We start from the raw sequence: 21,839 nt of genomic DNA, 5'->3' as shown, positions 1-21,839 counted from the left end.
GTTAATGCTTTTTAATCTTAAAAGTACATGTCAGCCCCTGTGACCCCCATCACCATTGTGTTTCAAACTGATGCGTTATAAGTCAAAGCATCTTATGCCTGATGGGGTATAATCTTGCCACTTTTTTATGCCATTTTTTTGGGTGTCGCTCATGACTAACACGAACTTTTCTCAAACGGCTGCGTTTATCTGGTCGGTGGCCGATCTGCTGCGCGGTGATTTCAAACAGTCTCAGTACGGGCGCGTGATCCTGCCCTTTACGCTGCTGCGCCGTCTTGAGTGTGTGTTAGCGGAGACCAAAGATGCGGTGGTGGCGAAATATGATGAATTAAAAACCAGCCCACTGCCTGAAGATGCCAAAGAGAAGTTTCTGCTGCGCGCCAGCGAGCTGTCCTTCTTTAATACCTCGAAGATGGATCTGGGCAAGATGGGGCAAAACGACATCAAAGCCAACCTGGAAAGCTACGTACAGGCGTTCTCCCCGGACGCGCGTGAGATCTTCGAACACTTCAAATTCAGTGAGTTTGTCGGCCTGCTGGAAGACGCCAACCTGCTGTTCAAAGTGGTGAAGAAATTCGCCACCACCGATCTCAGCCCGAAAGCGATTTCCAACTATGAAATGGGCCTGGTGTTTGAAGAGCTTATCCGTCGTTTCGCGGAAAGCTCTAACGAGACTGCTGGTGAGCACTTCACCCCACGCGATATCGTGCGTCTGACAACCTCGCTGGTGTTTATGGAAGATGATGAAGCCCTGACGCAGCCCGGTATCATCCGCACCATTTACGACCCGACGGCCGGAACTGGCGGCTTCCTCTCTGCGGGCATGGAATATGTGCATGAGCTGAACCCTAACGCGGTGATGCGTGCTTTTGGTCAGGAGCTGAATCCGGAATCCTACGCAATCTGTAAAGGCGACATGCTGATCAAAGGTCAGGATGTCAGCCGTATTAAGCTGGGCAACACACTCTCTAACGACCAACTGCCGCTGGACCAGTTCGACTACATGCTCTCTAACCCGCCGTTTGGTGTGGACTGGAAGAAGATTGAGGGCGAGATTAACGACGAACATACGCAGAAAGGTTTTAACGGTCGCTTTGGCCCGGGCCTGCCGCGTGTTTCCGACGGCTCGCTGCTGTTCCTGATGCACCTGATCAGCAAAATGCGCGACAACCACAATGTGGATGACTCCGTAAGCAACGGCGGGCGTATCGGGATTATCCTTAACGGTTCCCCACTGTTTACCGGTGGTGCGGGCAGTGGCGAGAGCGAAATCCGTCGCTACATTCTGGAAGCCGACTTGCTGGAAGGCATTGTCGCGCTGCCAACGGACATGTTCTACAACACCGGCATTGCCACCTACGTCTGGATCCTCTCCAACAAGAAAGCGCCTGAGCGTAAGGGTAAAGTGCAGCTGATTGATGGCACTAACCTGTGCGGCAAAATGCGTAAATCGCTGGGTTCCAAGCGTAACCTGATGGGCGAAGACGATATCAAGCTGATCACGCAGACCTTCGGTGATTTTGAGGTGGTGGATGCCACAACACTGGAAGAGCTTGGTCTGGAGAAAGCCGCCGAGCAAAAATCCAACCGTGGTCGCCAGCCTGCCACCGCCAAAATCGAAGCGCCGAAAACCTTCGCCAGCAAAATCTTTAACAGCACCGACTTTGGCTATCGCCGCCTGACCATTGAACGCCCGCTGCGTTTATCTGCTCAGGTGACGGATGAGGCGATTGCGACTCTGCGCTTTGCGCCGAAGCCGTTTAACGCGCCGATGGAACGTCTGTATGAAGAGTTCGTAGCCCAATGGCAGGAGGATAACTACGGTGATTTCTCCGAGCTGGAAGCCGATGTGCGCGCCATCATTAAAGCTGAATTTGCCGAGCTGAAAGAGAAGCAGATTAAAGATCTGCTCGACAGCAAACTGTGGCTGGCGCAGCGCGCCTTGATGGAAAAAGCGCAGCAGATTCAGACGGCTCTGGGTACGCAGGCGGGTGGCAAAACGCTGGTAAGCAATGACTTTAACCAGTTCCAGCTGACCCTGAAAGGGGCCATCAAAGCGGCTGGCGTGAAGCTGGACACGAAAGAGAATAAGCAGTTTATCGACGCCATCACCACCAAAAACCCGGATGCCGAACCGGTGGTGAAGAAGGTGCTGAAAGAAGCCGCTCAGCCGCTGTACGGTGCGTTTGAATACAAAGGCAAAGTGGTTGAGTTTGAACAAGACGGTGAGTTACGCGATAACGAGAACGTGCCGCTGAACCCAGCAGTGTCCACCAGCGACCTGATTGAAAACTACTTCAAAGCCGAAGTGTTGCCGCACGTGAATGACGCGTGGATCAACGCCGATAAGCGCGATGCGAAAGATGGCGAGGTAGGGATTGTCGGTTACGAGATTCCGTTTAACCGCCATTTCTACGTCTATCAGCCACCGCGCCCGCTGGAAGAAATTGATGCCGACCTGGATGCGGTCAGCGCCGAGATTATGAAGCTGCTGCAGGAGGTACATTCCTGATGGCTAAGTATAAGGCGTATCCGGAGTATAAGGATTCTGGGGTTGAGTGGTTGGGCGAACTTCCAGCTCATTGGACAACGCTAGCAATAAAACATGTTGCTCAATTAAATCCTTCTAAATCAAGCATTAGCGTAGAAAAAATGAAAGGGATGTGTAGCTTCATTCCGATGGAAAAGCTCAAATTCAATTCCTTATGTTTAGATGAAATAAAAGATGTTACCGATGTATATAATGGATATACATATTTTGAAAATGAAGACATCCTAATTGCAAAAGTCACACCATGCTTCGAAAATAAAAACATGGTCGTTGCGCATGATTTGAATAATGGCATAGGATTTGGTTCTTCTGAAATTTATGTTTTACGTTGCAATGATATTATAAACAATAATTTTTTATTTTATCGTCTTCAGGAAGATAACTTCATGTCCATAGCTGAAGGTGCTATGACCGGTGCTGGTGGATTGAAGAGGGTACCTTCAGAAGTTCTAAATAATTTTAAATTTGGGCTTCCAAGTAAAAAAGAGCAATCAATAATAGTAGATTTCCTCGATCACGAAACCACAAAAATCGACAACATGATCGAGAAGCAACAGCAACTGATTGAACTGCTAAAAGAAAAACGTCAGGCAGTAATTAGCCATGCCGTCACCAAAGGGCTAAACTCTGATGCGCCGATGAAAGATTCTGGCGTGGAGTGGTTGGGGGAAGTGCCGGAGCATTGGGTTCCAATACAATTAGGAAAGGTTTGTTATCAAGTATCAGATGGGCCTCATTTCTCTCCTAACTATGTTGATTCAGGAGTTTTGTTTATTTCTGCAAGAAATATCAAAGTTAATGGGTGGTCATTAGATGATGCTAAATATATAACTGAAAAGGATTACAATGAGTTTTCCAAAAGAGTGATCCCTGAAATAGGTGATGTTTTATACACAAAAGGTGGCACGACGGGAATAGCTAGAACTGTTGATATTGAAGATAAATTTCAAGTATGGGTTCACGTAGCTGTATTAAAAATATTAAAAGAAAAAGCCGTCCCAGATTTCATAGCATATTCTTTAAATGGCACATCTTGCTACGCCCAATCTCAACTTTATACCCAAGGTGCAACAAATAATGATCTTGGGCTCACTCGTCTGATAAAGATATGGTTGGCTTTGCCACCAAAAAACGAACAGCAGGAAATTGTTGATGCTTTAAATAGTATTACAAAAAAATATGATGTGGTTACCGACAATGCTATGACCGCAATAACCATTCTCCAGGAACGCCGCGCTGCCCTTATCTCCGCCGCCGTCACCGGAAGAATCGACGTCCGCGATTGGGTTGCCCCTGACACGCAGGGCACTGAGGAGTCACAGGAGGCCACCGCATGAGCATGGATAGCACCAAAGAGCTGATTTTCCAAAATGAGATAATTACTCAGATGGAGGAAAAAGGTTGGGTTAGTGGAAAAACCGACGGCTATGATCGTGAACGTGCGCTGTACTCGCAGGATGCGCTGACCTTTGTGCAGACCACGCAGCCGCAGGAGTGGGAGAAGTTTGCCAAAATTTATCCTACCGATACCGAGCGTCATTTCCTCGATGCGATGGTGGCGCAGCTGAAAAAAGCAGATATCAATGCCACCGATGTTTTGTCTCGCACCTACGGTACGCTCGGCGTGCTGCGTCATGGTATCAAAAGCCATAACGCGCGTTTTTCCCTGTGCCAGTTTAAACCGGAACATAACCTCAATCCGGAAACCCTGACGCGCTACAAACAGAATATCTGCCGCATTGTGCCGGAGCTGGTTTACAGCCCGCATGCGTCGAACGCCGCATTCGAAGAAACGGGTATAAAAGCGAAGAAGTGGCGTATCGACCTTGTGCTGTTCGTCAATGGCCTGCCGATAGCGACCCTCGAACTGAAGTCTGAATTTAAGCAGACGGTGCAAAACGCCATTACTCAATATAAGAAAACGCGTTTACCGAAGGACCCTGGCACCAATAAGCCTGAGCCGCTGCTGACCTTTAAACGCGGCGCGCTGGTGCACTTTGCCGTCAGCCAGTACGAAGTGTTTATGGCGACCAAACTCGATGGCGATAAAACCTTCTTCCTGCCGTTTAACAAAGGCACCCATGACGGCGGTGCAGGAAACGATATCCCGGAAGATGCCAACGACTACGCCACCAGCTACCTGTGGAACGAGGTGCTGCTGCCGGACAATCTGCTGAAAATTGTTGCCAGTTTTGTGCATCTGCAAATCGTCGAAAAAGAAAACGCCATTGGACTAAAGTACAAAAGCGAGAGCCTGATTTTCCCGCGCTATCACCAGTGGGATGTGGTGAATAAACTGATCACCGCCGCCACGGTGGAAGGCACCGGCAATAAATACCTGATTCAGCACAGTGCGGGTTCGGGTAAATCGAACTCTATCGCCTGGACGGCTCATCAGCTTTCCCGCCTGTACGATGAGAATGGTGAGAAGCAGTTCCACTCGGTGATTGTGGTGACGGACCGCACCGTGCTGGACGATCAGCTGCAGGACACTATCTATCAGTTTGAGCATCAGGATGGCGTAGTCGGGCGTATCAATAACAAAGAAGGTGATGGCTCTAAATCAGAGAAGCTGGCCAGCGCGCTGGAAAACTCGCAGCCAATCATTATCGTCACCATTCAGACCTTCCCGTTTGTGCTGAAGGCCATTGAAAACAGCGTCAGCCTCAAGCAGCGTAAATACGCGGTGATTGCCGATGAAGCGCACTCCTCGCAGAGCGGCTCTACGGCGCGTCAACTGAAAGAAGTGCTGATGACCGAAGAAACAGATGACGATGTGGAGATGTCTTCAGAAGATATTCTGGATGCCACCGTCGCCGCGCGCAAAGGCAGCAACAATCTCAACTATTACGCCTTTACCGCCACGCCGAAAGCCAAAACCCTGGAGCTTTTTGGCCGTCGTCCTAACCCGCAGGAACCAGCTTCAAAAACCAATAAGCCGGAAGCGTTCCACGTTTACTCCATGCGTCAGGCCATCGAAGAAGGCTTTATTCTCGATGTGCTGAAGAACTACACCAACTACAAGGTGGCGTATAAGCTACTGCAAAAGCTGGACGATCCTGACCGGGAAGTGGACAGCAAAAAAGCCAAAATCAAACTTAACCAGTGGGTCTCGCTGCACGATCATAACGTGTCGCAGAAAGTGAAGGTGATTGTTGAGCACTTCCGCAAGCATGTGATGCATTTACTGGCTGGCCAGGCAAAAGCGATGGTGGTGACCAGTTCGCGTAAGGCGGCGGTGCGTTATAAGCTGGCGTTCGATAAATACATCGCCGAGCACAAGTACGACAAGATAAGCGCAATGGTGGCGTTTTCCGGGGAGGTGGAATTCCATGAAGATGACCACAACAGCCTTGCGCTGCTCAATCAAAAGTTCACCGAGATCAATATGAACCCAGGCCTGAAAGGCCGGGATATGCGTAAAGCGTTTGATACCGATGACTACCAGGTGATGCTGGTGGCGAACAAATTCCAGACCGGTTTTGACCAGCCCAAGCTCTGCGCTATGTATGTGGATAAAAAGCTGGGGGGCGTGGAGTGCGTACAGACGCTGTCGCGCCTGAACCGTACCTATCCTGGGAAGGCACAGTCCGGCACGTTTGTGCTCGATTTCTACAACGAACCTGATGAGATTTTGGGGGCTTTCCAGCCGTACTACCAGACAGCAGAGCTGATGGATGTCAGCGATCCGCAGTTGGTCTTTGAGCTTTATGAAAAGCTGCGTACCAGCGGTATTTTCCTGTGGAACGAAGTGGAGCAGTTCTGTGAGGCGTTCTTCAGTAAAAACAAATCCAACGCGGCCATTAGCAATATCTGTAAACCTGCAGTGCAGCGCTGGAAGCATCGTTACACCTCAGCGATTGATGCCTATATGCTGGCCAAAGAGATGTTTGAACGCACCAAGAAGACCGGTGATGTTGTGCTGATCACCAATGCGGAAAACACCTTTAAAGAGTGCGAGAAAGAAAAAAGTAAGCTGGATATCTTCAAGAAAGATCTCGGCAGCTTTGTCCGCTTTTACGAGTTTATGTCGCAAATCGTCGATTATGACGACAAGAATCTTGAAAAGCTGAGTCTCTTTGCTCGTCATTTGCGTCCGTTACTGCATGAACAGCATATTGAAGAAGATGAAATTGATTTAAGCAACGTGGAGATGAGCCATTATCGCCTGTCGAAGCTTCACGAACAGCACCTAAAGCTGCAGGAAGATGCGGCAGAATACAAAATCACACCGGGGAATGATGTCGGCACAGCGAAGCCGAAGGACAAAAAAGAAGAGTTTCTGTCGAATATCCTGGCGCGTCTTAATGAGCTGTTCGTTACCGATAATCTCACTGATAAAGACATGATTAATTATGCCTTCGCGGTGCGCGACAAGCTGTCAGAAAACCAGGCGGTGATGACCCAGATCGCGAACAATACGCGCGAGCAGGCGATGCTGGGGGATTTCCCGAAAGCCATTGATGATGCCGTGATGGACAGCAACGACGCCCAGCAGGAGATGATGGTGCAATACCTTTCTAACCCTGAACTGGCGAAGGGCTTTGCCCGCGTGGTGTTTGATATGTTGAAAGGGGCTTAACGCTTTTTCATCAAGGAGTGGTGTAAGAAATGCTGAATTCGCTCGAGATATACCAGGCGTTGAATGAATTGGGGTACCGGCTTGAGGCTGGAAAATTCGAGCCAAGCTATGCATCCGAGCACGTACTCGGGAATGGAAAGTATCTGTACGTCAAACGTAGCCGGGACGGCGTGGTTAAAAAGAGCCCATTAGTTCTTGCACCAGAAACTTATGCCCTAAAGGCGGAAATTGATCGCATCGAGGGTATCCACTGCCTTTGGGAAAAAGTAAAAAGCACCAGCTACCGCCGTTACCCGAAAGATAATGGTACGTCCCAATATGGTTTTGCGGTAGATGTTGAATCCGTTGAAGCGTTACAGGCGCTGGTGGCTTTGCTGGGTGGACAACCTGGACTAAAAAGAGATAACCAAAACAAGGAACAATTGCCAATGTACCCTTTAAACCAGATTCTCTTTGGGCCACCAGGCACGGGTAAAACCTACAGTACCACCGAGATGGCGGTCAAAATTGCCGATAATGCGTGGTACCAACAGACCACGCGGGAACATCATGACAATGACTTACGGGAGTTGGTAAAAGAACGCTATAAGGCGTTGGTAGAAAAGCAGCGCATTATGTTTACCACCTTCCACCAGAGCTTCTCCTATGAAGATTTTATCGAAGGGATTCGCGCAACTACTGATGAAAAATCGGGTGCGCTTCGCTACGAAGTTGTGGATGGTATTTTTAAACAGCTGTGCCTGAACTCCAGGGTTAAAGTTCAGGGGAGTGCAACACAATCTATCTCACTCAAAGGTCGGCGGATCTGGAAGATGTCTCTGGGTAATACCATGGGCGGAGAAGAGGATGTGTATGAGGACTGCCTGGCAAACAATTATGTCCTGCTAGGTTGGGGAGAAGATATCGATTTTAGTAACTGCTCTACCTATGAGTCAGTTAAAGCTCGGATTGCATCAGAAAAACAGTCACTGGAAGGCACCAGTAATTATATGGCTGTTGCCGTGAATACCTTTAAAAATATTATTAAGAATGGCGACTTAGTCGTCGTCTCTGATGGAAATCATAAGTTCCGTGCAATAGCTGAGATGACAGGTGAGTATAGTTATTTACCCAATGATGAACGTGAGTATTACCATCAAATGCGTTCAGTTAAATGGCTAAGGACATACACCCCAAGTCTTCCTAAAGAGCAAATTTTCATCAAGTCATTATCTCAGATGACCCTTTATGAGTTGCAGGATACGACGATTGATCGTGAAAAATTAACCCAGTTGCTGGCTCCTGTTGATAATGTCGATAGTCAGGATCTACCACATGTACTGATAATAGATGAAATCAACCGCGGTAATATAGCGCGTATCTTTGGTGAGCTTATTACTCTTCTTGAGCCGGACAAACGTCAAGGGGCCGATGATGAGCGGTCGCTGATGCTTCCTTATTCAAAGCAAGCATTCTCAGTACCGCAAAATGTTTATGTCATTGGGACGATGAATACTGCGGATAAATCACTTATCCAAATGGACCTGGCGCTAAGACGACGCTTTAGCTTTACCGAAATGCCTGCACGACCGGAGCTGTTAGCTGGGGTCACTGCGTTCGGTGTTGATGTCGAAACGTTGTTAACGCGTATTAATCAGCGTATCGAAGCGCTGCTGGATAGTGAGCATATGATTGGCCATGCTTACTTTATGCCGCTAAAAAAATTAGAAAATAATGCCGACCGCGAAGCCTGTCTTGCCAGCATCTTCCAGGACAAAATCATTCCATTGCTGAGAGAGTATTTCTTTGATGATTATGAACGCATTGGTTGGGTGTTGAATGATTCGGTGAAAGCGAAAGAAAACCGTTTTATTCTGTTGCAGCAGTCAGTACAACTACCAGCATTTTCTGCATTATTTCCGAAAGATATTGCGGATGGTTTGTCTGACAGGCGCTTCCGTATCAATCAAGATGCTTTCGCGTCGGCAGAGGCTTATCAGGGTATTGTCGCATGATGATCCAGGTCCGGGAATATGCTCTGCTTACCTGTGATAACTCTCAACCAGCCAGCATGGATTTGGGAATTGTCTCTGAGGCAACCTTATCCTGGCTTGAGCAATTGCAACAAACGTGGAGTGGGACCTCTCAAATTCTCAGCCGAGAAGGGAAGCGGTTTTTGCGTTTGGGAAGCTATGTCGGTTATCTACAATCCCCGAATGGCGAGTCAATTGAAATTCTGCCAAAAACCACATTTGAAGCGCCAACGGAGGTAGACCCTCTACGTCAGCTTTTACGCCGAATGCTAAGCGCCTCTTTAGGTATTACGCCCCGCGAGGCGAACCAGGCGGCATTGCAACGTAGTGAGCAGCCTCTACATGAATGGATAATCAGTGAGTTTTTGCGGCATCTTGCTGATTTAGTACGCAAAGGACTGCGTTTCGATTATCACCTCATCGAGGACGAACATAGCGCGTTCATCCGCGGTCAATTGAATGTCACTGCACAAATGAGAATGCCTCCGGGCAGAGGCACTCATTTTCATGTGCGCTATGCGGAGTTCTCCCCTCAGCGCATCGAAAACCGCCTGTTACGGACGGCTTTGGATTGGGCGCTTAAAATGACCAGACAAGGGCAGAGCTGGAGGCTAGCAAATTCACTTAGCCACCAACTGGATGGAATAGAGCCTATTTGTGGCAATACGACACAATCCTTGAGGCAATGGAGTGACGGCAAGTATCTCCTCGACTATCGTGCCATAAAACCGTGGTGCCAGCTCATTCTTGAGCAAATGAATCCAGATTTTCAACATGGACCCCATCAGGGAATTTCCCTGTTGTTCCCGATGGAGAGGTTATATGAAGGCTGGGTAGGATACGGCCTGGCTGGAGCGTTGCATCATGATTTCAAACTTATAGAACAGACTAAGAGCCAGTACATGTTAGAGCATGTCCCTGTTGGTGAAGAGTCATATCAACGATGGTTTATGCTTAAACCGGACTTTCTTATCAACGGTGAGCAGACGGTAGTTCTGGATGCCAAATGGAAGCTATTAGATAACAGAGCCGGTGACAGTCTGAAGAAGTATGAAATGAGCCAGGTTGACCTGTATCAGATGTTCGCCTATGGGCAAAAGTACCTTCATGGGCAAGGCAATATGATGCTGATTTATCCCCGCCATCAGTACTTTGCTACACCATTGCCGGTGTTCCGTTTCGACGAAGATTTATCTCTATGGTGTGTGCCCTTTGACCTTGAATCTGGTGAGTTGGTAAAAGGCGAGTGGCAGGATTCGTTCCGTTGCTTCCCCGGTGATGATCCTTCACCAGTTTATGACGAACAACAAAATAGCCACGAATTACTTGTGGGTTAGAGAGATGAGGGAGGAGTAATAATGGCCTATAAGGATTTCTACCATTTACTGTTGGAGTCATTTTCCCAACCTGTTGAGCTGTTCACTGGGTCAAGGAATGTACCTTTTACTCTCTACGCTGAAGAAACAAAGCTGTTTGTTCGAAATGGAAAAGATAATATCAGCCGTATCGATCCTAAAGAAGTTGCGGCGTTTGTTGAGCGGTTTGAAGAAAGTGAAAGTTTGTTAGCGAAAGACTACCAGGATGTGACTTTCAAAGCCTCCTATTTGCTAGCTGCGATGAAATATATTACTGGGCAACATGCTTCCATTGTACGATTTCACAGCGAGGAGCTTTATAACAGCGAAGCGCAATATAAAGACTGGCTGAATTCAAACCCTGAAGGCTATGTTTTAAATTTGCTAAAAAGGAGTGAGGAAAGCCTTGGACTGGATCCTACAAATTCAACTTGCCTGCATTCAGCTAGTTGCTCTTCGGTGAATAATGAGCGCAGCTATTCTCATTCTGAGCCATTCACTGGCAATGATTACTTTAAAATTTGCTCAGTAAACCTCGGTGAACTTGAGCAAGTGGCCATCAAAATAACGAAGCTTGGCATCGTGAAAAAACATTCTTGTTTAAAGGATAAGGTGCGTTAATTAATTCCACTTTAACGTTTTATATTGGCTAATCTCTATGAGCCTAACAGTACACTCAGCGTTTGTGTGGGAATTTGTCTGCTGGCAGAGATACAACGATTGCCGTAACGTCTGGTTTTGGTATTGAAACGTTTTTTAGTGATGTTTTTCGCCAAATAACTGAGCCGATAAATAATCAGGCCGAGTAAATGGCTATCGCCACGTTTCCAGAAATAATAACTGTTAGATGGCAGGCTGAAAGTGCCCCCGGAAGAGGTCTGCCAGCGCTCCTCTATCATTGGGATGAGTTTCGCCGGATGCTGTATCTTGTGACCGTTAGCCATTAACACACAGTGATAATGCTGTTTCGGGCTACGACCATGCTCACGAACCCACATCAGATGAAACCAGGTACCAGAATATTGTTTCTTCAGTGTGCTTGCCAGTGTCTGACTGAATTGGCTGATGACCTGATTAGACTCGCTGTGTTCTTTGACATGCAAGTCGAAACGTAGCACCAGCACTTTAGTCGATTGGCTGAATATCTCAGTAAGGCAGTTCATCATCGCACGCATGATTTTAGGTTCAGGATATACCGCACGCTGAGAACATTCATACACGGGTAAGGCATAACCTTGATAGATAAAGACACCAAGCTTTTTTCTTGATATCTGAAACGGATTCATGGGTGTGCTGGTGGACATATATTATAAATAATCCTGAGTTAGTTTTGGCAATATGGCCATGAGGCCTGTAGCTCTGATGGTTTATTGTCTGTAAAAATTACGCCATTCAGGTTCATGCTTATGATAAATAAAACCCGCAGGCTCCGGGAGCCTGCTGATTTTCGTTATATCCTTTAGCGTTTAACTATTTCTGGCGGCCAGCCCACAATGCACTGACCAAATTTATGGGGTGGGGGGAAATCGCCATTACGTATCCAGCGGTTAAGCGTCGGTAAGCTGATGCGAAGAAAAAGGCACACTTCAACTTTGTTGAGGTAACGTCGGAAAGAAACCGGTGCCATATTATTGTGAGAGAAAATATCCATATCGGACTCCCTAACGCTGATGGCTCCAGACTAACAAATCAGAAAGCAGCCATGCGCAACTGTGAGAACCCAGTTTTTTGCGCGGGGGAAATTTGCCCTGATTTTCTAGCTCCCATGCACGAGAACGAGAGATGCTGGTAATCGATTTGCGCTCATCTTCACGTACCAATCTGTCGACAGTCAGTCCATAGGTTTTTAGAATGCTAAGGCGTTGTTCTGGTGAAACTTCAAACATTGATAATGCCTCTTTGGTTTTAATGGGTAGGAGGCATTCTGGTTCGTACGACTGGGGACGTATACCGAACCACTTACTGGTTCGGTGTTGATGGCTCAAAAAATGGTCTAAGCCGACCTTCTTTTCTGAGCAAACGTAGTTTGTCTTCGATAGCACGCGTGGCGTCAGGTCCATCCTTAGGCGAGTTATCGGGATTTAAGAGGATTTTTTTGCTCTGGGGTAGCTCAGGATTTTCTTTGAAGAAATTGATGACATCTTCATGTATGGCAGCATTTACTTCTTTCAACGTAAATGAAGCATCTGAAGGTCTGGGAGAGTGAACTTCCAAAAAGGCCATTGCAAGATTATGAATATGATTCTTGACTGTCTCCATGCGTTCATGGCTCTTTTGACCACCATTTTTCCGTTTTTTAGTTTCTCGCTGGTTTTCATCTTTTCTCATGCTGTTTACAACATGGCCTGACTCTACAAGCGTGATTTTGTTGAATCGGTCAGAAAGGTAACGCTTTACATTATCGAGTCGTAAGATGTTCAAATGGTTTAAAATAAATCGGGGAGCCAGTACCTGAAAATCGGCCTTTAAATCAGTAACTGAGCCCGGACCCATACCTGCAATTTGTTGCTTTAACAGATGGCCGCTATCCTCGAAACGAACCTTGTAAACTGACTCCAATCCATTTTCAGCCACCAGTAAGTTATATAGCGCCACCTCAAGGTGTGATAGCAAATCCTTATCGTACTTACTCAGGTTTGGGGTTTCTTCGCTGACGAGGCGTTGCAGCAGAGCATGGATGTCCGAAGCAAAAGTGTTCATGTAAACCTTAGTCTGGAAGTTGGCATTTCAGGTTCGAAGCCAAAACGTTACCTGACCCATTACCTGACCCAAATTTGACGCAAAGAAAAAGGACTTAGATAATTTCTCATCTAAGTCCTTGATATATTTGGTGGCCCCTGCTGGACTTGAACCAGCGACCAAGCGATTATGAGTCGCCTGCTCTAACCACTGAGCTAAGGGGCCGTGGCGGTGAATTATAAAGTAACTCTCTACAGCAATCCAGCCATTCACACCTGCCTGCTGTTTTTATAAACAATGCATAATCAATCCTTTATACTTCCCTTACGATGGATTGATCGGGAGTAAAAATGATCAACGATATTCTGGCCCCTGGCCTGCGGGTGGTGTTCTGCGGAATCAACCCGGGTAAGTCCTCGGCGCACACCGGCTTTCACTTCGCCCATCCGGGCAATCGCTTCTGGAAAGTGATCCACCAGGCCGGGTTTACCGACAGATTACTCAGGCCCGAAGAGGAACAGCACCTGCTGGATACGCGCTGCGGCATTACTATGCTTGTCGAGCGCCCGACGGTGCAGGCGAGCGAGGTCAATCTGCATGAGCTCCGCAGCGGCGGACGGGAGTTGGTCAAAAAGATAGAGGACTATCAGCCCGCAGCGCTGGCGATCCTCGGCAAGCAGGCCTACGAGCAGGCGTTTAGTCAGCGCGGCGCTAAATGGGGTAAGCAGAGCATCACCATCGGCGTGACGCAGGTGTGGGTGCTGCCCAACCCGAGCGGGCTCAACAGGGCAACGCTGGATAAGCTGGTGGAGGCGTATCGGGAGCTGGATGAGGCGCTAATGGTGCGAGGGCTTTAGGGGTTCTGCGGCCTGACGCCCTCACCTCACATGACTAAGGGATCCCCACAACGTTATAGCAGCACGGAACAGTTCCCTCGCCCCTCCGGGGAGAGGGAGAGGGTTAGGGTGAGGGGAATATACGGCTGTGGTGATCATTCCGTTCACTTTATGTTCCTTGCTACTCTGTCACGACATGACCTGTGAACGTGCCAGGGTGGCTCAGTCGCCACCACCCTGGCGACCCGGGCTCCCGGCGGTAAATCGCCGCTTCGCGGTGCCCTCGGCTTATTCCTTCCGGCTTATCGGGGACGGGCGGAGGTAACGTCCCTGTAAAGCCCGCCCTCTCGGCGCATCCATGCGCCTCGCCCCGGCCTGCAGAAAACGCCTCAGCGATTTACAGCCGGATCAGAGCATCGCTGAAAGCCTGCATTCGCTCTGAAACAACGTTATTGCTTCTGCTTATAAATTACTGGGATCCCACAGCCCACAGGAAAAAGTAATAAACAAAAAAAAGCTCCCGATTGGGAGCTTTTTCACTGTCAGGACAAGTTAGTCGTCCAGGAAGCTACGCAGCACTTCAGAGCGGCTTGGATGACGCAGCTTACGCAGCGCCTTCGCTTCGATCTGACGGATACGTTCGCGGGTCACGTCGAACTGTTTACCCACTTCTTCCAGCGTGTGGTCGGTGTTCATATCAATACCGAAACGCATACGCAGCACTTTTGCTTCACGGGCGGTCAGGCCGGCCAGAACGTCGTGCGTCGCTGCGCGCAGGCTCTCGGTGGTGGCAGAGTCCAGCGGCAGCTCGAGGGTGGTGTCCTCGATGAAATCACCCAGATGCGAATCTTCATCATCACCAATTGGTGTTTCCATGGAGATTGGCTCTTTGGCGATCTTCAGCACTTTACGGATCTTGTCTTCCGGCATCAGCATGCGCTCAGCCAGCTCTTCCGGCGTTGGCTCACGGCCCATCTCCTGCAGCATCTGGCGGGAGATACGATTGAGTTTGTTGATGGTCTCAATCATATGCACCGGAATACGGATGGTGCGCGCCTGATCCGCGATAGAGCGGGTGATAGCCTGACGGATCCACCAGGTAGCGTAGGTGGAGAACTTGTAACCACGACGGTATTCGAACTTATCTACCGCTTTCATCAGACCGATGTTGCCTTCCTGGATCAGATCCAGGAACTGCAGGCCACGGTTGGTGTATTTCTTGGCGATAGAGATAACCAGACGCAAGTTCGCCTCAACCATCTCTTTCTTCGCACGGCGGGCTTTCGCTTCACCGATAGACATACGACGGTTGATGTCCTTGACCTGCTCGATGGTCAGGCCGGTCTCTTCTTCAATCTGATGCAGCTTCTGCAGACCACGATAGACATCGTCCTTCACGTCGTGCAGTTTTTCAGACCATGGCTTGTTCATCGCGATAGCGGCGTTGAACCAGGTTTCGCTGGTTTCGTTGCCGGTGAAGAGGGTGATGAAGTTCTTCTTCGGCATTTTGCACTGCTCAACGCACAGCTTCATGATGATGCGTTCCTGGGTGCGTACGCGATCCATCATCACGCGCATGCTGTTTACCAGGTAGTCGAACTGTTTTGGCACCAGGCGGAACTGTTTGAATACTTCAGACAGTTTTAGGATCTCTTCCTGCGCGGCGGCATGGCTGCGGCCTTTCGCTTTGATGGTGTCACGCGTGACTTCGTACTGGGTACGCAGCTCGGCAAACTTCTCACGCGCCAGTTCCGGGTCGATGCTGTTGTCATCGTCCGCGCTGTCGTCGTCTTCTTCCTCATCTTCGTCTTCGTCGTCATCCATCTCTTCCTGAGACAGTTCGGAACCAACGTGAGTCGCGGTAGGCGCCAGATCTTCTTCCGCATTCGGGTCAACAAAACCGGTGATCAGGTCAGACAGGCGCGCTTCTTCCGCTTCAACGCGATCGTACTGCTCCAGCAGATAGGTGATCGCTTCAGGGTATTCGGCAACAGAACACTGAACCTGGTTGATCCCGTCTTCGATGCGTTTTGCGATGTCAATTTCGCCTTCGCGGGTCAACAGTTCAACGGTACCCATTTCACGCATGTACATGCGGACCGGGTCAGTGGTACGCCCGATTTCAGATTCAACGCTGGACAGTACCTGTGCGGCAGCTTCTTCCGCATCTTCGTCGGTATTGTTGGAGGTTTCAGCCAGCAACAGATCATCGGCATCCGGTGCTTCTTCCATCACCTGAATGCCCATGTCATTGATCATTTGGATGATGTCTTCGATCTGATCTGAATCGACGATATCTTCCGGCAGATGGTCATTGACCTCGGCATAGGTCAGATAGCCTTGCTCCTTACCGCGTTGGACAAGAAGTTTCAGCTGTGACTGCGGGTTTTGCTCCATAAGACGGTATCCACACTTAATTCGTTTGATTGGTGTCGGCGATGGGGCTGCCAACCTTTAAAGCGAGGGCGTACTTATATTTTTGCCGCTGCCTCTCAGTGCGGCTGCCGGGGGCTCCCCGATCGATATTCGGCACTTAAGCCGTTAAATACTTTTGTCTTTCACTTATTTCTTCGCCAGTTCCTGGTTAATCATCCAGAGTTCCCGGCGTTCTTCGCTGCTTAAGCCGTGCGTGCGCTCGCGAGCTATCAACTCTTCCTGGCGCAACTCAAGCATCGAATCAAACATATGGTTGAGCGAGTCGGTGAACGTTTTTTCTGCAATGTCCTTATCTGCTATATCGTCCCACATCGACAATTTTTCAAGGGTAGCGGCCTCTTTTGTGCCGCGATAATGTTCTAAAAGTTGTCCGGTGGTCAGACCTGGCTGAGACAAACACGTGTTGACCAGTTCTGAAAATAAGCCAAGTCCGGGCAATTTTTCGTGGTTCAAACCCGCCAGCGATGGCACTTGCGGAGCAAGTTCGGGGTTTTGTACCAGTAACCCTATCAGTATACGCATGGTTGTGCGTTTTAGCTGAGGCGCGGGGCGAACCGTGCCGTTTTCAGCCTGTTTAGGCATTAAACGTTCAAGCTGGCTGTCATCCAGAATGCCGAGCTTGTTGCCTAACTCCTGACGCAGATAGATACGCAGCGTTTCGCCGGGCACCTGGCTGATTAACGGCAGCGCCAGCGTACTGAGCTGCGCGCGCCCGTCAGGGGTACTTAAATCCACCTGCGGCATCAGGCTGTTAAACAGAAACGTGGAGAGCGGCTGAGCCTGATCCATCCGCGCTTCAAACGCCGCCTTGCCCTCTTTACGCACCAGCGTATCCGGATCTTCGCCATCCGGCAGGAACATAAAGCGTAGCTGACGCCCGTCGGTCATATACGGTAGCGCCGTTTCCAGCGCACGCCAGGCGGCATCGCGTCCTGCGCGGTCACCGTCGTAACAGCAAATCACGTTGTTGGTGACGCGAAACAGCAGCTGGATATGGTCTGCCGTCGTGGACGTTCCTAATGACGCCACCGCGTAGTTAATGTCGTACTGCGCCAGCGCGACAACGTCCATATAGCCTTCGACGACCAGAAGACGCGGAGGTTCCGCGTTATCCTGCTGCGCCTCATAAAGACCGTAAAGCTGGCGGCCCTTATGGAAAATATCGGTTTCCGGGGAGTTGAGGTATTTCGGCAGGGCATCACCCAGCACGCGACCACCAAAACCAATCACCCGGCCACGCTTATCGCGGATCGGGAACATCACCCGTTCACGGAAGCGGTCGTAGCTTCGTCCCTGGTCGTTGGTGACCAGCATGCCTGCGTCGATGAGAGACTTACGATCTTCGCTATTGCCGCCAAAACGTTTTAACACGTTGTCCCAGCCGGGCGGGGCGTAACCAATAGCGAAACGCGCAATCACATCGTCGCTCAGTCCGCGCTTTGTCAGGTATTGACGCGCAGGCTCAGCCGCAGAGTGCTTAAGAGACTGTTGGTAAAACGAATTCAGGCCATCCATCAGTTGATACAGCGTTTGCCGTTGATGGCGCTCGATCTGACTTGGCCCACTGCCTGCTTCATACGGCACTTCAAGGTTATGCATCGCCGCCAGCTCTTCGACGGTTTCAACGAACTCGAGCTTGTCGTAGTTCATCAAAAAATCGACGGCATTACCGTGTGCGCCACAGCCAAAGCAATGGTAGAACTGCTTTTCACCGTTAACGGTGAAAGAGGGGGTTTTTTCGTTATGGAACGGACAGCACGCATGGTAGTTCTTGCCCTGCTTTTTCAGCTTTACCCGCGCGTCGATGAGATCGACGATGTCGGTTCTGGCAAGCAGATCGTTGATGAAAACGCGTGGGATTCTTCCGGCCATATGCCCCAAAAATTTAAGCGACTTATAAACGAAAACAAGCCGCGCATTCCTTCCGGAAGCACGGCCTTACGACTACTACTCTGTCTGTCAATTGAGGGCTGAGGCCCTCAAGCGATTAGTACAGACGAGTACGGCGTGCGTTTTCGCGAGCCAGTTTCTTCGCGTGACGTTTCACAGCGGAAGCTTTAGCGCGCTTACGTTCGGTCGTTGGTTTTTCATAAAACTCACGACGACGAACTTCAGCCAGAACACCTGCTTTCTCGCATGAACGTTTGAAGCGACGCAGTGCTACGTCGAACGGCTCGTTTTCACGTACTTTAATTACCGGCATGTAACTCTCACCTTTAATAAATTCGGTTTGCCGCTGGCATCAACGCCAGCTTATTTCAAAATGGTGCGGAATTTTACTGCAAATGCTGCTGCTTTGTAAAGCACCGATGCGATTTTGAAAGGGACTTTAATAAGGGTGAGGAGTATACACGAGCCTTCTTCCTGGGGCGAACAAAGTTTTACATCACCCCGCCCAGGCTCTACACTGCGCGGTAGTGAAACGAGGTAAAACAAGTCATGCGTGTACTGGGTATTGAAACATCCTGCGATGAAACCGGCATCGCCATTTACGACGACGAAAAAGGCCTTCTGGCCAACCAACTGTATAGTCAGGTGAAATTGCACGCTGACTACGGCGGCGTCGTGCCGGAACTGGCCTCTCGTGACCACGTGCGTAAAACGGTTCCCCTGATTCAGGCGGCGCTGAAAGAGGCCGGGTTACGTTCAACTGATATTGATGCCGTGGCCTATACCGCGGGTCCGGGTCTGGTGGGCGCGCTGCTGGTTGGCGCGACGGTAGGCCGTTCGCTGGCGTTCGCGTGGGACGTGCCGGCCATTCCGGTTCACCATATGGAAGGTCACCTTCTGGCGCCGATGCTGGAAGAGAATCCGCCTGAGTTCCCCTTTGTTGCGCTGCTGGTTTCCGGCGGTCATACGCAGCTGATTAGCGTAACGGGCATTGGCAAATACGCGCTGTTGGGCGAGTCGATCGACGACGCCGCCGGTGAAGCGTTCGACAAAACCGCCAAGCTGCTGGGGCTGGATTATCCTGGCGGCCCGATGCTCTCGAAAATGGCGTCGCAGGGAACGGAAGGGCGTTTTGTCTTCCCGCGTCCGATGACCGACCGTCCAGGGCTGGACTTCAGCTTCTCCGGGCTGAAAACTTTCGCGGCGAATACGATCCGTAATAACGACGACAGCGAACAGACCCGTGCCGATATCGCCCGCGCGTTCGAAGATGCGGTGGTCGATACGCTGATGATCAAGTGCAAGCGCGCGCTGGATCAGACCGGCTTTAAGCGTCTGGTGATGGCGGGCGGCGTCAGCGCCAACCGCACGCTGCGCGCGAAGCTGGCGGAGATGATGCAAAAGCGTCGCGGGGAAGTGTTTTATGCCCGTCCAGAGTTCTGTACCGATAACGGCGCGATGATCGCTTACGCCGGGATGGTGCGTCTGAACGCGGGGGCAACGTCTGACCTGAGCGTGTCCGTGCGTCCGCGCTGGCCGCTGGCGGAACTGCCTGAGGCGTGAGTTTTTTGCCCGGTGGCGCTGCGCTTACCGGGCCTACAAAACCGTAGGCCGGGTCAGGCGAAGCCGCCACCCGGCGATAAACCGCATTACACCCGCAACATCCCTTTTTCTTCCAGAAACGCAATAATCGTCGCCAGACCGTCACCCGCTTTCAGATTGGTAAACGTCCACGGACGCTCGCCACGCATGCGGTTGGTATCGCGCGCCATCACGTCGAGCGACGCACCCACGTAGGGCGCGAGATCGGTTTTGTTGATCACCAGAAAGTCAGATTTGGTGATCCCCGGCCCGCCCTTACGCGGGATTTTTTCCCCTTCGGCCACGTCGATCACGTAGATAGTGAGATCCGCCAGTTCCGGGCTGAACGTCGCGCTCAGGTTATCCCCGCCGCTTTCGACGAAGATCAGGTCCAGATTGCCGAATTTCTCGCTTAACGCTTCCACCGCCGCCAGGTTCATCGAGGCATCTTCGCGGATGGCGGTATGCGGGCAGCCGCCGGTCTCCACGCCAACAATGCGCTCCGGCTCCAGTGCGCCCGCCTCGGTCAGGATGCGCTGATCCTCTTTGGTGTAGATATCGTTAGTGACTACCGCAAGATGATATGTATCGCGCATTGCCTTGCAGAGCGCTTCCAGCAGGGCGGTTTTACCCGACCCTACCGGGCCGCCGACGCCGACGCGCAGGGGATGTTTGTAATCAGCCATGTTGACTCCTCAGGAACGGAATAGTCGTGAATATTGTGTTTCGTGGTGTGCGGAGGCGATGGCAGACAGCGGCGTGGCTGCGCCCAGTGCGTCGTCGTCACGTAAAAATGCCTCTTCGAACCCGGCGGCGAAGTGGTCGCTCAGGTCGATAATCAACTGCTGCGCCGCCTGCTGCCCAAACGGCACCAGCTTAACGCCCGCCATCACCGCGCTCTCAATCCAGCTGTAGCCAAGACTGAGCGCCAGTTCGCGCGCGCCAATCCTCCAGCGCACGCCGAGCCATGCCATGCCGCAGAGCTGGCTCTGCATACACAGTGTCAGCCATTCAGTCGGGCAGTCAGGCTCCCAGCTTTTAATCAGGCGCGTAAAGGCCGCGCCACGGTTGCGCTCCTCATCGCGCAGCTCGCGCGTTTCCCGGCAGGCGATCAGGTATGCCGTCCAGCGTTTTGCCGCCACCCAATCCTGTTGTTCGCAGGCGAGATACAGGCGAGTAAAGAGCGGCAGATCGACGCAGTAAAAGCTCTGCTCCATCTGCTGGATTTGCCAGCGTTTAAAGGCGTCGGCATTCGTGACCCAGCCTGCCTCTACCGCCCACTCCAGCCCCTGCGACCAGGTAAACGACCCAACCGGCAGGCTACTGCTGGAGAGCTGCATCAGGCGCAGCCACTGGCGGGCGTGCTCCATCAGCTCATCAACGCCAGCAGGGCAGAGACAATCAACCCACCGCCGAACGTTTTACGCAGGCCGTCATGACGGCGCAGCAGTAAACCTGCCGCGAAGCTGGCGCACAGCACCGTGGCGCTGGCGAACATAAACCCGCTGGTGAAAAGCCAGAAGCTGTGGCCGGACATCTCCACACCGTGTGCCCAGCCGTGGAACATCGCCAGAGCAGGTACCGCCAGCAGCAGACGGTTTTCAGTTTTAAACATCATCACGCCGCAGACCGCCAGCGAGGCGATAATCAGCATCTCCATGCCGCTAAATCCGCCGAGCAGACTGCCTGCAACAGCGCCAACGAGCATCATCCCGAGAGTGGCAAACGGCAGCAGGAGTTTGCGGCCACTCAGCGCCGAGAGCACGCCCGCGCCGGTGAGCATCAGCAGGTGATCGAGCCCGGTCAGGGGATGGAAAAAACCGGCCTGGAAGCTGTCGGCACCGTGGCCTGGATGGGCGAGCGCCGGAACGGAAAAGGCCAGCAGTAACAGGGGAGGAGCTTGCGCATAATTAATCC

At 50.8% G+C, this 21,839-nt stretch carries 17 protein-coding genes and 1 tRNA gene; 8 read left to right on the top strand and 10 right to left on the bottom strand.

The genetic code is table 11. The annotated features are described in order from the left end of the window. Positions 1–151: 151 nt before the first annotated feature. From G0034_RS19730 to G0034_RS19705, 6 genes are read left to right on the top strand one after another with little or no spacing between them, the layout of a single operon-like run. On the top strand, positions 152–2,512 hold the full coding sequence (locus G0034_RS19730) for a type I restriction-modification system subunit M (RefSeq protein ID WP_179121216.1): 2,361 nt from the start codon (positions 152–154) through the stop codon (positions 2,510–2,512). Then, on the top strand, positions 2,512–3,888 hold the full coding sequence (locus G0034_RS19725) for a restriction endonuclease subunit S (protein WP_179121215.1): 1,377 nt from the start codon (positions 2,512–2,514) through the stop codon (positions 3,886–3,888). Before G0034_RS19730 ends, G0034_RS19725 begins: the two co-directional genes overlap by 1 nt. Further along, entirely contained in the window at positions 3,885–7,133 is a 3,249-nt protein-coding gene (locus G0034_RS19720) for a type I restriction endonuclease subunit R (RefSeq protein ID WP_023331337.1), read from the top strand. Before G0034_RS19725 ends, G0034_RS19720 begins: the two co-directional genes overlap by 4 nt. Positions 7,134–7,162: 29 nt before the next feature. Further along, positions 7,163–9,127, top strand: coding sequence for a DUF8426 domain-containing protein (locus tag G0034_RS19715; RefSeq protein WP_023331336.1), 1,965 nt, complete (start codon positions 7,163–7,165; stop codon positions 9,125–9,127). Beyond that, a complete protein-coding gene (locus G0034_RS19710; RefSeq protein WP_179121214.1) occupies positions 9,124–10,482 on the top strand; it encodes an McrC family protein in 1,359 nt (452 codons plus the stop codon). The genes G0034_RS19715 and G0034_RS19710 overlap by 4 nt, the downstream gene beginning before the upstream one ends. Positions 10,483–10,503: 21 nt before the next feature. Beyond that, positions 10,504–11,121, top strand: a complete 618-nt coding sequence (locus tag G0034_RS19705; protein ID WP_023331334.1) for a hypothetical protein — start codon at positions 10,504–10,506, stop codon at positions 11,119–11,121. Between the two features lie 35 nt (positions 11,122–11,156). Here the strand turns inward: G0034_RS19705 and G0034_RS19700 are convergent, their stop codons facing one another. The 4 genes from G0034_RS19700 to G0034_RS19680 form a co-directional block, all read right to left on the bottom strand. Then, positions 11,157–11,804, bottom strand: coding sequence for a YagK/YfjJ domain-containing protein (locus tag G0034_RS19700; RefSeq protein ID WP_080350639.1), 648 nt, complete (start codon positions 11,802–11,804; stop codon positions 11,157–11,159). Positions 11,805–12,161: 357 nt separating this feature from the next. Then, a complete protein-coding gene (locus G0034_RS19690) occupies positions 12,162–12,386 on the bottom strand; it encodes a helix-turn-helix transcriptional regulator (protein WP_023331331.1) in 225 nt (74 codons plus the stop codon). A gap of 73 nt (positions 12,387–12,459) precedes the next feature. Further along, a complete protein-coding gene (locus tag G0034_RS19685) occupies positions 12,460–13,200 on the bottom strand; it encodes a hypothetical protein (RefSeq protein ID WP_023331330.1) in 741 nt (246 codons plus the stop codon). Between the two features lie 128 nt (positions 13,201–13,328). Next, positions 13,329–13,404, bottom strand: a tRNA-Ile gene (locus G0034_RS19680). Positions 13,405–13,529: 125 nt separating this feature from the next. On the opposite strand from G0034_RS19680, the gene mug reads away from it, so the two are divergent. After that, positions 13,530–14,036, top strand: coding sequence for a G/U mismatch-specific DNA glycosylase (gene mug / locus G0034_RS19675; protein WP_014885286.1), 507 nt, complete (start codon positions 13,530–13,532; stop codon positions 14,034–14,036). Positions 14,037–14,567: 531 nt separating this feature from the next. On the opposite strand, the gene rpoD is transcribed toward mug, so the two are convergent. The 3 genes from rpoD to rpsU form a co-directional block, all read right to left on the bottom strand. Beyond that, a complete protein-coding gene (gene rpoD, locus G0034_RS19670) occupies positions 14,568–16,412 on the bottom strand; it encodes an RNA polymerase sigma factor RpoD (protein WP_014885285.1) in 1,845 nt (614 codons plus the stop codon). A gap of 165 nt (positions 16,413–16,577) precedes the next feature. Further along, entirely contained in the window at positions 16,578–18,323 is a 1,746-nt protein-coding gene (gene dnaG, locus G0034_RS19665) for a DNA primase (RefSeq protein ID WP_014885284.1), read from the bottom strand. 115 nt (positions 18,324–18,438) lie between these two features. After that, complete coding sequence (gene rpsU / locus G0034_RS19660; RefSeq protein ID WP_001144069.1) at positions 18,439–18,654, bottom strand: 30S ribosomal protein S21; 216 nt, start codon at positions 18,652–18,654, stop codon at positions 18,439–18,441. 236 nt (positions 18,655–18,890) lie between these two features. Here rpsU and tsaD point away from each other — a divergent pair, with 236 nt between their 5' ends. Continuing rightward, positions 18,891–19,904, top strand: coding sequence for a tRNA (adenosine(37)-N6)-threonylcarbamoyltransferase complex transferase subunit TsaD (tsaD, locus tag G0034_RS19655; protein ID WP_014885283.1), 1,014 nt, complete (start codon positions 18,891–18,893; stop codon positions 19,902–19,904). Between the two features lie 86 nt (positions 19,905–19,990). On the opposite strand, the gene ureG is transcribed toward tsaD, so the two are convergent. From ureG to G0034_RS19640, 3 genes are read right to left on the bottom strand one after another with little or no spacing between them, the layout of a single operon-like run. Then, positions 19,991–20,608 (bottom strand): urease accessory protein UreG, encoded by a 618-nt coding sequence (gene ureG / locus G0034_RS19650; protein WP_014885282.1) that lies wholly within the window; start codon positions 20,606–20,608, stop codon positions 19,991–19,993. Between the two features lie 9 nt (positions 20,609–20,617). Further along, on the bottom strand, positions 20,618–21,292 hold the full coding sequence (locus G0034_RS19645) for an urease accessory protein UreF (protein WP_179121213.1): 675 nt from the start codon (positions 21,290–21,292) through the stop codon (positions 20,618–20,620). After that, positions 21,292–21,837: a HupE/UreJ family protein gene (locus G0034_RS19640; protein ID WP_179121348.1), complete on the bottom strand. Its 546-nt coding sequence runs from the start codon at positions 21,835–21,837 to the stop codon at positions 21,292–21,294. Before G0034_RS19640 ends, G0034_RS19645 begins: the two co-directional genes overlap by 1 nt. Between the last annotated feature and the right edge of the window lie 2 nt (positions 21,838–21,839).

Origin of the sequence: Enterobacter sp. T2, from assembly GCF_010692925.1 — a bacterium.
Taxonomy (GTDB): Bacteria; Pseudomonadota; Gammaproteobacteria; order Enterobacterales; family Enterobacteriaceae; genus Enterobacter; species Enterobacter kobei.
This window is presented reverse-complemented; position numbering and strand designations above follow the sequence as displayed.